The 12,534-nt window shown below is 27.5% G+C and carries 15 protein-coding genes; 13 read left to right on the top strand and 2 right to left on the bottom strand.

Features of this window, described 5'->3' with window-relative positions:
• Window positions 1-100: 100 nt before the first annotated feature.
• The 9 genes from Q5O29_RS03400 to Q5O29_RS03365 all read left to right on the top strand — a co-directional run bounded on the left by Q5O29_RS03400 (window position 101) and on the right by Q5O29_RS03365 (window position 8,028).
• Window positions 101-238 (top strand): hypothetical protein, encoded by a 138-nt coding sequence (locus Q5O29_RS03400; protein WP_022211600.1) that lies wholly within the window; start codon window positions 101-103, stop codon window positions 236-238.
• Between the two features lie 164 nt (window positions 239-402).
• A complete protein-coding gene (locus Q5O29_RS03395) occupies window positions 403-561 on the top strand; it encodes a hypothetical protein (RefSeq protein ID WP_022211599.1) in 159 nt (52 codons plus the stop codon).
• Between the two features lie 124 nt (window positions 562-685).
• Complete coding sequence (locus Q5O29_RS03390; RefSeq protein WP_022211598.1) at window positions 686-2,230, top strand: YceG family protein; 1,545 nt, start codon at window positions 686-688, stop codon at window positions 2,228-2,230.
• Window positions 2,231-2,260: 30 nt separating this feature from the next.
• On the top strand, window positions 2,261-3,382 hold the full coding sequence (locus Q5O29_RS03385; protein WP_022211597.1) for a toxic anion resistance protein: 1,122 nt from the start codon (window positions 2,261-2,263) through the stop codon (window positions 3,380-3,382).
• A gap of 72 nt (window positions 3,383-3,454) precedes the next feature.
• Window positions 3,455-3,592: a hypothetical protein gene (locus Q5O29_RS12040; protein WP_022211596.1), complete on the top strand. Its 138-nt coding sequence runs from the start codon at window positions 3,455-3,457 to the stop codon at window positions 3,590-3,592.
• A 3-nt stretch (window positions 3,593-3,595) separates the two neighbouring features.
• The gene (locus Q5O29_RS03380; RefSeq protein ID WP_368073576.1) at window positions 3,596-4,069 is read left to right on the top strand and encodes a TerD family protein; all 474 of its coding nucleotides are present in this window, start codon (window positions 3,596-3,598) and stop codon (window positions 4,067-4,069) included.
• 41 nt (window positions 4,070-4,110) lie between these two features.
• A complete protein-coding gene (locus Q5O29_RS03375; protein ID WP_022167968.1) occupies window positions 4,111-4,722 on the top strand; it encodes a TerD family protein in 612 nt (203 codons plus the stop codon).
• Between the two features lie 20 nt (window positions 4,723-4,742).
• The gene (locus tag Q5O29_RS03370) at window positions 4,743-5,318 is read left to right on the top strand and encodes a TerD family protein (protein WP_022211594.1); all 576 of its coding nucleotides are present in this window, start codon (window positions 4,743-4,745) and stop codon (window positions 5,316-5,318) included.
• A 70-nt stretch (window positions 5,319-5,388) separates the two neighbouring features.
• Window positions 5,389-8,028, top strand: a complete 2,640-nt coding sequence (locus Q5O29_RS03365; protein WP_022211593.1) for a calcium-translocating P-type ATPase, PMCA-type — start codon at window positions 5,389-5,391, stop codon at window positions 8,026-8,028.
• A 103-nt stretch (window positions 8,029-8,131) separates the two neighbouring features.
• Here the strand turns inward: Q5O29_RS03365 and Q5O29_RS03360 are convergent, their stop codons facing one another.
• Window positions 8,132-8,905 (bottom strand): nucleotidyltransferase domain-containing protein, encoded by a 774-nt coding sequence (locus Q5O29_RS03360; protein WP_022211592.1) that lies wholly within the window; start codon window positions 8,903-8,905, stop codon window positions 8,132-8,134.
• Window positions 8,906-9,217: 312 nt separating this feature from the next.
• On the opposite strand from Q5O29_RS03360, the gene Q5O29_RS03355 reads away from it, so the two are divergent.
• From Q5O29_RS03355 to ybaK, 4 genes are all read left to right on the top strand, one after another.
• Window positions 9,218-10,126 carry a DUF5685 family protein gene (locus tag Q5O29_RS03355; protein ID WP_022211591.1) on the top strand — a complete coding sequence of 303 codons (909 nt, stop codon included), beginning with the start codon at window positions 9,218-9,220 and terminating at the stop codon, window positions 10,124-10,126.
• Window positions 10,113-10,727 carry a J domain-containing protein gene (locus Q5O29_RS03350; RefSeq protein WP_022211590.1) on the top strand — a complete coding sequence of 205 codons (615 nt, stop codon included), beginning with the start codon at window positions 10,113-10,115 and terminating at the stop codon, window positions 10,725-10,727. Before Q5O29_RS03355 ends, Q5O29_RS03350 begins: the two co-directional genes overlap by 14 nt.
• A 20-nt stretch (window positions 10,728-10,747) precedes the next feature.
• A complete protein-coding gene (locus Q5O29_RS03345) occupies window positions 10,748-11,293 on the top strand; it encodes a hypothetical protein (RefSeq protein ID WP_022211589.1) in 546 nt (181 codons plus the stop codon).
• Between the two features lie 157 nt (window positions 11,294-11,450).
• Entirely contained in the window at window positions 11,451-11,936 is a 486-nt protein-coding gene (gene ybaK / locus Q5O29_RS03340) for a Cys-tRNA(Pro) deacylase (RefSeq protein WP_022211588.1), read from the top strand.
• 137 nt (window positions 11,937-12,073) lie between these two features.
• Here ybaK and Q5O29_RS03335 read toward each other — a convergent pair whose 3' ends face one another.
• Window positions 12,074-12,478 carry a hypothetical protein gene (locus Q5O29_RS03335; RefSeq protein ID WP_022211587.1) on the bottom strand — a complete coding sequence of 135 codons (405 nt, stop codon included), beginning with the start codon at window positions 12,476-12,478 and terminating at the stop codon, window positions 12,074-12,076.
• Between the last annotated feature and the right edge of the window lie 56 nt (window positions 12,479-12,534).

Here is a 12,534-nt window from a genome sequence, read left to right as displayed (position 1 = left end):
TGATAAAGCATACATAGTGTATGTTTTATTTTTTGTGTATAAATTTTAGTGCAAATGGCAAATAATATTCGTAAATGCTTAAAAAGAGAGGAAGGTTATTATGGAATATAGTGAGAGAATGAAGGAAAAGTATATGACCAAGATAGATAAAATAAATAAAATAGATGATGAGGACACAAGAGTGCATTTAAAATTAAAATTAATGGCAGATATAATTAATGAATTAGATAAAAATTAAACAATAAAAAATTTAGATAATATTTTGGAAGGATATATGGTTATGGTGAAGAATTAAATAATTATAGTTGTAGTAAAAATTTCTGATTAAATACATAAATTAATTCATATAATTAAACTTTTTATAATAATATATAATAGATAGAATTAAAGAAGGTGATTGATATGATTAGTAATAAAAAGGTTATAGAGAAATATTACAAGAAGATGGAAACGATTAACAAGATTGAAGATGAATTCACCAAATCTCAAAATAAAATGAAGTTAATAATCGATATGATGATGTATGAAAAAAATGATAAAAAATGTGAAAAAGAAGCTTAAAATAAAAAAGCAATAATTAATTCTTTTATAGAGTAAATTATTGTTTTTTTTGTTTGTTAAAGAATGTATAATAAAAGTGATAAATGAAAAATTATGCATAAATAATATTATGAGGTGGTGAATTATGACTGTTGATTTATTAAGAATAATTCAGAATATGTTTATGGATAAATACAGTAGAAAAGATATAAATGGCCAGTTTGCTTCATATTTTAACAGGATTATAGGTGTAAGTAATAAGGAAAATTATGATGATATTCTTAGTACATTAAATAAAAAATGTTATGAGAATAGTAATGTATCATTAATTTTTGATGGTGAGATACCTTTAAACGGTGAAATTGAGCTTATTGAATACATTTATAATGAACTTAACTCTATGAATATATTTAATATAGTTAATGAAGATATAGTTATTTTTGATGATTTAGCAATAAATACAGCTTTTTTAGAGGCTTTACAGTATACAATTGAATTATCAGTAAAAAATGAAAGTTTTTTTAATGAATCTATAAGAAATAATTTTATAACTAAACTTATAGTATGGGCATATTCATGGATTAAAAATATTGATTATAAAAATTCCATTAATCCTAAATGTATATATTATGGAAAGATAAATAAACATGAAATATATTTTTTAATAATGCTTTATAAGATGGGATTTGATGTTTTATATTTAAATCCTTTAAAAGAAGAATACTGGAATGAGGTTGATACTGATAATTTAAGTAAATGTTATGTGGAAAGTAGCATTACTGATCTTGAAAGTTTTAATATTAAGGCTCATAGAGGTCATGAAATAGAAGTTGTTGAAACAGTAACAAAGCAAATTGAAAAAAGTATTCATGAAGAATTATTTTCTAATACAGGAATGTATAAACCATGGAAGTTTAGAAAAGGATTTACTAAAAGTGTATTATTAGATACTATTTTAGAGGATATATATATTTATTGGAATGAACCAGCTAAGCTTAGACCAGGATTTAAAGTTGAAGATATGGTAGTTACAGTTCCAAGCATTTTTTATAAAATTGATGGACAGTATTGCAGTATTGCTGAAAATCAGAAAATACTAAAACATTGTTTAAATGCACCAAATACATTGTTTTTTAATGGAGGAAATATTTCTAGAGATATATCAGTATCTAATGATATGTTCGAATTAATGTTTTGTCAGTTAAGTGATGGTACATTTGATGTGGAAGAAATAAAAAAGAGTAGAGTTTATACGTTAGGAAAGTATAATGAAGAGTTGCAAGATTTACTATTAAATAAGTTTAATCAGTTTATTAAAGAAAATAAGATATTAAAGATGAGTTTTGATAAAAAGCTATCTTTAAAGCTTTTAGCATTAATTTTATATCTAAATGAAAGCATAATAAGAATAATAGATAATTTCGATTTTGTTTTTTCTATACCTAAGATAGTTATTTATTTAAATGGTGAAGATACTATTAATGAATGGATGGTTATCTTATTATGCTATTTACATAATATAGGTATTGATATAGTTATTTTTAATCCATCAGGATCTTTCAATATAAATAAATATATTAAGGAGAATAAGATTGTTATTAATAGATTAGAAGAAATACGCTATGATTGTAAATTTGATGAGATAATAAATTATAAGCAAAGCTTTTTTTCAAGGATTATGAATAAGTAATTAATAAAAGAAAGTAAGGAGAGAATAATAGTGAATGGAAATAATTTTAATAGCATGATGGATATGACTGATAACACTATGTTTGCTACTGAAAATAGCATGGCGGAGATCACTAATAATTTAGAAGAATATAAAGAAAGATTAAGGTCTCTTAAGGAAGTACAAGATCTTACAAGTGAAATAGAAGTACAAAATCCAAATTCAATTGTTCAATTTGGTCAAAAAGCTAGTGAAAATATATCAAAAATTTCTGATGAACTTTTAAATTCTATGAAGGAAATAAAAGCTGAGGAAACAACAGAAATGTTAGTTAACTTAACAAAAATAATGGATAAGTTTGATGTTAAAGAAATTAAAAATATAAAACAAGAAAGTTTTGTTTCTAAGATTTTCAAAAGTGCAGGAAATACTATAGCTAGATTATTCCAAAAATATGACACCATGGGATATGAAGTGGAAAAGGTTTATGTATTATTAAAGAAATATGAAAGCGATATTAAGGAATCAAATAATAAATTGAAGAGATTATATGATGGCAACATGGCTTATTATCAAGAATTGGAAAAATATATAGTGGCAGGAGAATTAGCTTTAGAAGAAGTTGAACAATACATTTATCAAATTCCTCTAAATAATACTATCAGTGAAGAGGAAAAGAATATGATGGTACAAAAGCTTGAAATGTGTAAAGAGATGTTAAACCAACGTATATATGATTTAAGAATTGCTGAAAATGTAGCAATACAAGCCGCTCCAATGTTACAAAGCATGCAAATGTCTAATTTTAATTTAATGAGAAAAATAAATTCTTCATTTATTGTAACACTTCCTATTTTTAAACAATGCCTTGCACAAGCAGTTTTATTAAAGCGACAAGAAATTCAAGCTAAGTCATTAAAGCAGTTAGATGATAAAACAAATGAACTTATCATGAGAAATGCAGCTAATACTTCTAGACAATCAGTAGAAATAGCTAAAATGGCTTCAAGTAGCTCTGTTGCCATTGAAACTTTAGAAAAATCATATGAAACAATAATGAGAGGTATTGAAGAAACAAAAGCTATACAACAAAGTAATGCATTAGCAAGAAAAGAAAATACAACTAAGCTTGAAAGTATAAAAATGACAATGAAAAAAAGTATTTCCTTATAAGGGTTGAAAATTAATTCTTAAAGTGGTAATATATACTACATAAAGAGGAGAAAGAAAAGAGGTGCATTGAATATGGCAATTAATTTAGGATCTATGATGGGAAACAGAAGTGGAGAAGTAGTTAATGCGTTGAATTTGCAAAAAAATCAAATTTTAGATTTAACTAAGAAAAATCCAGGCTTAGAAAAAGTAATTTTAGGAGCAGGTTGAGATATAGCAAAGAATGGTTATGATTTTGATTTAGATATTGCTGCTTTCTTATTAAATAGCAATGGTAAAGTACAGAATATACCGCAAGATGTTATATTCTTTAATAATATGGAAGCTCCAGGTATTGTCCTTGAAGGAGATAACAGAACTGGTGCAGGTGATGGTGATGATGAAAGAATAACTATAGATTTATCACAAATTAGAAGTGATATAGCAAAAATAGTTTTTGTAACTACAATTCATGAAGCGCAAGCTAAGAGACAAACATTTGGTATGGTAGAAAACTCATATATAAGATTATTAGATGCTAAAAATAATGAAAAAGAAGTATGTAGGTTTAATTTGAAAGAAGATGGTTCTACTAGTACGTCAGTAATATTTGCCGAACTATTTAGAGATGGTTTTGAATGGCAGTTTAAGGCTGTAGGCGAAGGGAAAATGGCAGATTTAAATGGTATTTTATCGCTTTACATGTAAATAAATAAGTAAAAAAATATATATATATAGGAGAAAAAATTATGGGAATTAATTTAGGTGGAAATTTTGGTATGTCAAATAATGATTCAATGCCAGTTTTAAATTTACAAAAAAATGATATATTAGATTTAACTAAGAAAAATCCAGGATTAAAGAAAGTAATTTTAGGTGCTGGTTGGGATATATCAAGAAATGGAGCAGATTTTGATTTAGATATTGCAGCATTTTTGTTAGATAGTAATAATAAGTTCAACACTGTATCTAATGTAATTTTCTTTAACAATCCAAATGGACAAGGAATTACACTAGGTGGAGATAATAGAACAGGTGCTGGTGATGGTGATGATGAAAGAATATTAATAGACTTACAAGCAATTGACTCTAATATAGCAAAGATAGCATTTGTAGTTACTATACATAATGCACAAGCTAAGAGACAAACATTTGGAATGATAGACAATTCATATGTAAGACTATTGGATGCAGAAAATAATGAAAAAGAACTTTGTAGATTCAATTTAAAGGAAGATGGTTCTACTAGTACTTCAGTTATATTTGCTGAGCTGTATAAAGCAGGTTCAGAATGGGAATTTAAAGCTGTTGGTGAAGGACGTATAGCTGATTTAAATGGTATTTTAGCATTATATGCATAATAGATAAAGGAGAATTGAGGATGTTATTAAATTTACAAAAAAATGATATATTAGATTTAACTAAAAAGGATCCTTCTTTAAAAAATGTGATTTTAGCAGCAGGTTGGGATGTAGCAAAAAAAGGTTTTTTTGGATTAGGTAAAGATTTCGATTTAGATTTAGTTGCGTTACTTTTAGATGAAAGTGGAAAGCTAATAGCTAAAGATGGAATGGTCTATTTTGGTAATAAAAGAAATAATGGAATATTTCTGCATGGAGATAACTTAACAGGTCATGGAGATGGCGATGATGAAAGAATTTCAGTTTCATTAAATAATCTTCCAACAAGATGTTGTAGAATAATGTTTGCTGTTACAATATATGAAGGAAAAGCAAGAAAGCAGTCTTTTTCAAAAGTAAAAAATGCTTATGTTAGATTATTAAATGAAGATAAATCATGCCAAGAAATATGTAGATATAATTTAACTGAAGATGCTGGTAATAATACTTGTGTGAAATTTGCAGAGCTTCGTAAAGAAAATGGTGAATGGCAATTTAAAGTTGTAAGTGAAGCTATAGAAGCATCTATACAAGAGCTATATAATAGCTATAGATAACTATAATTATTAAATAGTTAAGAAAATAATAAAAAATTTCATATATTTTTAGTAACTAGGGGGAAGAAAATTGTTACAGGGATTAAATGATCAAGAAGTTTTAGACAATAGGCAGAAATTTGGTGATAATAAAATAATTGAAGCAGAGCCAGAAACATTCTTAGATAAGTTTAAAGATGCTTTTGGAGATCCAATGATAAAATTACTAATAGCCATTGCGTGTATAATGGCTATTATGGCTTTTTTAGGCTATGCTGAATGGGGAGAGCTTATAGGAATAGTTATTTCTGTATTATTAGTTACAGTTATATCAGCTAAAACTGAAATGTCCAGTGATAATGAGTACAGAAAATTAAAAGATGGAGCTAAGAAAGAGCTTTGTAAAGTTTATAGAAATGGCAAAATAGTTGAAATAGAAGTAGATGATGTTGTAGTAGGTGATAGAATTATCATACAAAGTGGAGATAAAATTCCAGCAGATGGAGTATTGTGTTCAGGAGCAATTGCAGTAGATAATTCAGCCCTTAACGGAGAATCAGAAGAGTGTAAGAAGTATGCTATACCTAATGATTTTATTTACAGGGAAGTTGCTATTACTGGAGATACATTTGTAGACAAGCATTCTTTATTTAGAGGTGCTGTTGTGGTAAATGGTGAAGGTGTACTAGAAGTTAAAAAAGTGGGCATGATGACTATGATGGGTGAAATGGCTAAGGACATGCAAGATGATGATGTAGAAAGCCCATTAAAAGTTAAGCTTTCTAAATTAGCTGATAGTATATCAAAGTTTGGATATATAGGAGCAGTGGTTATTGCAATAACTTTAATGATTCATAAAGTTATAGTAGCTGGTGGAGTATCTCCATATTTTGATCTTGGTATGATGTATGTATTTAAAGATTTATTAGAAGTTTTAATGTTAGCAGTTGTTATAATAGTTATGGCTGTTCCAGAAGGACTTCCTTTAATGATTGCCATAGTTTTAATGCAAAATACATCTAAGATGCTACAAAATAATGTATTGGTAAGAAAGCCTATAGGGATTGAAACAGCTGGTTCATTAAACATATTATTTTCTGATAAGACAGGAACAATTACTAAAGGTGAGCTGGAAGTAGTTGAATTTTTTGATGGAGATTTAAAAGATAGCTATCAATCTAGTAAGTATACAAAAGAATATATGGGACTTTGTATTGGAAAAAATACAGGTGCTATGTTTGATAATAATGATAAAGTTATCGGTGGAAATGCTACAGATAAAGCTTTATTAAATTTCTTAGGTAAAAATGAAATGAACTCTTTAAATGATATAAAAGTTGTTAAGAGTCAAGGTTTTAACTCTGCTAACAAATATTCAGCTGCTGAGCTTGAAAATGTTACAGTATATAAAGGGGCACCAGAAAGATTGCTTGGTAAGGCCACTAAGTATATCAATCAAAATGGACAAGTACTTCCAATAGATAAAGATAAATTAAATGCTAAAATAGATTCATTAGCTGATAAAGCAATGAGAGTTTTATCATTTGCTTACTCTGAGAGTGAATTAATTGAAGATGCATTACCAGATGATTTAGTTATTGTAGGTTTTGTTGGTATAAGGGATGATGTAAGACCAGAAGCAAAGCAAGCAATTAAAGAAGTACAAAACGCTGGTGTACAAGTTGTTATGATTACAGGTGATAGAAAAGAAACAGCTGTAGCTATAGCAAAAGATAGTGGGTTAATTAAATCAGATGATGAGTTAGCATTTACTTCTGAAGAATTAAATAAAATGACTGATGACGAGATAAAAGCTGTTATTACAAAGATAAGAGTTATTGCAAGAGCATTACCAACAGATAAATCAAGAATGGTAAGAATTGCACAAGAGCTAAATCTAGTTTGTGGTATGACTGGTGATGGTGTTAATGATGCACCAGCATTAAAGAGAGCAGACGTTGGTTTTGCAATGGGATCAGGTACTGATGTTGCAAAAGAAGCTGGTTCAATAGTTATCTTAGATGATAATTTTAAATCTATAGAAAATGCTATTTTATATGGTAGAACTATTTATAATAACATATTGAAGTTTATTAAATTCCAATTAACTATAAATGTAGCAGCTGTTGCAGTATCGGCTATTTCGCCTTTCTTTGGTGTTGAAGAGCCATTAAAGATTACACATATCTTATGGATAAACTTAGTTATGGATGGATTAGGTGCTTTAGCTTTAGGAGCTGAGCCAGCTTTAAAGAAGTATATGAGTGAAAAACCTAAATCAAGAACTCAAAGTTTAGTGAATAAAAACATGATGTCTCAAGTTTTATGTGCAGGGGCATGGCTTGGGGTAATAAGTTTTGCATTCTTAAAGCTTCCATTCTTTAAAGAGTTCTTTGAAAATGAAGGACAACATTTAACAGCATATTTTTCAATGTTTGTTTTTTCTGCTGTAGCCAATGGATTTAATGTACGTAGTGAAGGTATTAATATATTTGATCATATCAAAGAAAATAAAGGTTTTATAAAGGTAATGTTAGCGATTGTTTTAGTTCAAATAATTTTAACATTTGTAGGTGGGGAAATATTCTCATGTACACCTTTTGGAATTAAAGGATGGTTAATTATTATAGTTATGTCATTGACAATGATACCGGTAGATATGTTAAGAAAGATAATAATGAAATCATCTGAAAAATCTTTAACATATGAAAATGATGTTGAAGCAGTTTAATTGAAGATGAATTAATGAAAAAGACTATTTCTTTTGAGATAGTCTTTTTTATTAATTTTCAATTGAAAATATTTATATATTTTGTTCATAATTATATTTTATATTATAGGTAATCGATAAATGGGCTGGAAAAACCTCTAGATGTCAGCGCAATAATTTTATAATATGAAGACCTTACAAGTAAGAAAGCTTTTTTTATCCATAATTTGATATACTGATGGAAATTAGGAATTGAATCAGCATCAAGACTATTATCTTTAATATATGATTTTATATCAAGTAATTTAATGTAGCTTTCTTTGGAAAATGGAATATAGAAGCCAGGTATGCTTTTACATATATCATATACCTCATATTTATTGTAGTTTATTACTCCTGCAGTATAGGCTAAGATTGTTAGGGTATTACGGATTATATAGCCAACTCGCTTAATTAAGGTAGCATTTGAAACAGTCTTAGTATTAAAGTCATAAGATATGTTTCTTAACTTCTTATAATTTGAAGCAATATCATTAGTCATGTTGGTATATAGTCTAAGATTATATAGGCAGTATTCGAAAAAACCGCTACGAGAATAAAGGATTAAACCTTCTAGCTTGACACTCCAGAGAAAACTATCGCCATATAAGCATAAATCATAAATTTCATCGGTAGTATAAATTGATATCCATGAAGGAGGAATTTGCATTTCTTCAGCAATATTAAGTTTAGTTATTAATTTTTCATTATAGGAACAGTTATCGATTACTATCAAAAAATCAATGTCGCTATGGATATTATTATCACCACGAATAAATGATCCAAAAACTATAATACTTTCTATGGAGTAGTCTTCAGGATTTACATTATAAATTTTATCATTTAAAGTAATTTCCATATATTTTACTCCTTTATCTATAAATATAAGAGTTCTTTATATTTATAGTATATGTAATGGAAATATTATTGTCCTACTTAGAAAAAAGTTATGAGTGATAAGCATTTTTTGTAGAAAATATTTAAAGAATATTGAAGCTTGGTAGCAATAAATATATAATTGTAGTAAAAAAGTAAAAGTGGTGATTTGTTTGTAAAGCGTTGAGGTAAATAAACAATAAAAATATTTTATTAAATGGCTCTTTAGTATATAATATATCTAAAATATGTTAAGGATATTTAATGTATATTATAAAAAGTAAGGAGTGGTTTTTTGTTTGGTTATGTTACTCCGCTTAAACCAGAGTTAAAGATAAGGGAATATGAATCTTTTAAAAGTTATTATTGTGGAGTATGTATGCATATAAAAGATGGTTTTGGAAATATACCAAGAATGTCATTAAATTATGACATGACTTTTCTTGGGTTGTTACTAGATGGATTGCATGAAGAGGAAAGAAGCTTTAAGATACAGCGATGTATAGCACATCCATTGAAGAAGAAACCTATGATAGTTAATAATAAGGCTTTAGCTTATGCGGCAGCAATGAATGTTTCCCTTGTATATTATAAATTATTAGATGATGTTGCTGATGATAGGAGCATGAAAAGTAAAGTAAGTTCAATAATATTATCACCATATAAAAGTAAATTTAACAGAAATGTTACAATAATAAATGATATAATAGAAGAAAATTTGAAAAAATTATCATATTTGGAGGTTGAAAAGAGATTTTCGTCTATCGATGAAATAGCTCATCCTTTTAGTGAAATAGTAGGTAAAATATTAAATTTATATCCTGAGGAGTTTGAAGGTGACAGTGAAGAAATAAGAGGTAATTTATATGAATTAGGATATTCACTAGGAAAGTGGATATATATTATTGATGCGCTAGATGACTTGAAAGAGGATATGGAAAAAAATAAATTTAATCCTATTAATTACTTGTATAATACCAATAATAAAACGTATGAAGAGCTAATGGGAGAAATAAGGGATAGAATGGAGTTTACAATTTTTAATTGTGGATATACATGTAGAAATGCCTTAGAAAAGCTTCCAATTAAACGTAATAAAGAGATATTAGAAAATATTATAAGCTTAGGTATGATGGACAAGTACACGAAAATAACTAATGAATGCGAATGTAATAAGAGGAGTGGTAAAAATGAATCCATATGAAGTGCTTGGTATTAAACCTGGAGCCAGCCAGGATGAAATAAAATCGGCATATAGAAAATTAGTAAAACAATATCATCCAGATCAATACGTTGATAATCCATTAAAGGATTTGGCAGAGAAAAAGCTTGCAGAAGTAAATCAAGCTTATGAAATGCTTAAGAACAATTCAGGAACCAGCAGTAGTTCTTATAATAGCAGTAGTAATAATTCCTATACTAATGGAGAAAGCTATAGTTCTGATACAGCACAATATGCTGAAATAAGAAGAATGATACAAAGCGGTAATAATATCGCTGCAGAAACTAGATTAAATAGCATAAGTAATAGAAATGCAGAATGGCATTTTCTATATGGAATGGTGATGTTAAACAAGGGTTGGTTTGATGCAGCTATAAATAATTTGGAAACTGCTTGTAGAATGGATCCAAATAATTTTGAGTACAGACAAAATTTAAACAATCTAAGAATGAGGGCTAGGAGTTATACTAATACATATAGAACTACTGGTGGAAATGCCAATGCATTTGATTGCTGTATAAATTTATGGTGTTTAGATAGCATATGTGAATGTATGGGTGGCGATTTAATTGGTTGTTGTTAGAAAAAAATAGGGGGAATAAAATGAAGTCGGGAAATATAACATTAGGTGGAATTCTTATAGCACTAACTATAATAATATTATATTCAGCATCTATATTGCCTGTAAGCATAATTTCGGTGTTGACTATTGCATCAGCAATAGTTCCTGTATGCATAATCAGGAGTGATATTAAGACTGCAGTGATGGTTTATTTAGCATCTAGTATTATATCAGTATTTTTTATTCCATTAAATATATGGCTTTTATATACTCTTATTTTTGGAGGATATGGTATTGTAAAATACTTTATTGAAAGATTAAGAAAAGAGAAAGTTGAAATTATTTTAAAGTTTATTTATTATAATGTAATATTTATTTTGGCAGTAATATTAGCAAAAGCTATTTTGGGAATAGATGTATTGTTAGCTGCTGAAAAGATTATTTCTAAATATATTGCAGTTAATGGAAGGCTGCTTAGCGGAGTGTTGTATTGGGCTATTGGAGCAGTTGTGTATTATTTATATGATTATGCAATGACTTTAATTATTACTTTCTATATGGAGAGAATACACAATAAAATTAAGTAATTATAAAAGATTAATTGAAATTTTTCGATTAATCTTTTTTAACAATTCAGATGAATTTCTATTAGAATTATATTAAAAGTATCAGTGTTTTTAAAATTACTATAATAATTAATATGTGTATAATATATAATGATTTATATTAATAGTGAGGTGTAGCATGGCTAAAGAAAAAATGTTAAAAACAAATGCAATGAGGATTTTGGATTCTAATAAAATAAATTATGAGATTCTTATGTATGAAAGTAAGGATGGGAAGATAGATGGTATATCTGTAGCTCATAAGATAGGTATAGATGAGAAGGAAGTATTTAAAACTTTAGTAGCTCAAGGAACAAGCAAAGAATTATATGTATTTGTTATACCAGTTGCAGAAGAACTGAATTTAAAAGTAGCAGCTAGTATTACAGGGGAAAAGAAAATAGAAATGATTAATGTGAAGGATATGCTTAAATATACGGGATATATTAGGGGAGGTTGTTCACCTATTGGATTAAAAAAGAATTACAAGACATATTTAGATAAGAGTTGTAAAGTATTAAAGTACATTATTGTAAGTGCAGGTAAAATTGGATATCAAATAAAGATATCACCTAATGATTTATTGAATGTAGTATCTGGAGAAGTAGAAGAGTTAACTAAATAATTATTAAAGGGACTGTTGAAATAATTGTGTAATATCAATTTTATCAGCAGTCCATTTAAGTATGATCTATAAAATATCAGTTATTTTTATCTATTAATAGCATAATCAATATTATCAATTTTAAAAATTTTCTTGTATTATTTTATTAACTTAATATGCTCCTTTATTCCAAAGACATCTTTTTCTGTATCAGCTACTTTATGATTCAAGAACTTAACATCTGATTTCAATTCTTGTAACTGATTAGAAAGTAGATTTCTAACTTCTTTACTAACTATTTCACCTAATTTACAAGAAAGATTATTCATTGCTGTAATATTAGCTATTTCATAGCTATTTTCTTTAGTTATTGCGCTCACATTAACTTCAATTAAATTATCAGTTTGCTCTATAACACCATCTAATTTTTTTAAAAGTTTTTCTTGAGAAAGTTCAAGAGTGGTTAATCTTTCATTAGTTTTAATGTGTTCTGTCTTTAGAGCATTAATATCATTTCTTAAGCTGTTAATTCCGTTAAGTATTTCATTTAATATTTGTTCCATAAATTTCACCTATTCTATTTTTAATTTATTAGAATGAGTATAACATATTAATTAGA

The sequence above is a fragment of the Clostridium sp. CAG:265 genome (assembly GCF_000436575.1).
Taxonomy (GTDB): Bacteria; Bacillota; Clostridia; order Clostridiales; family Clostridiaceae; genus Clostridium; species Clostridium lentum.
This window is presented reverse-complemented; position numbering and strand designations above follow the sequence as displayed.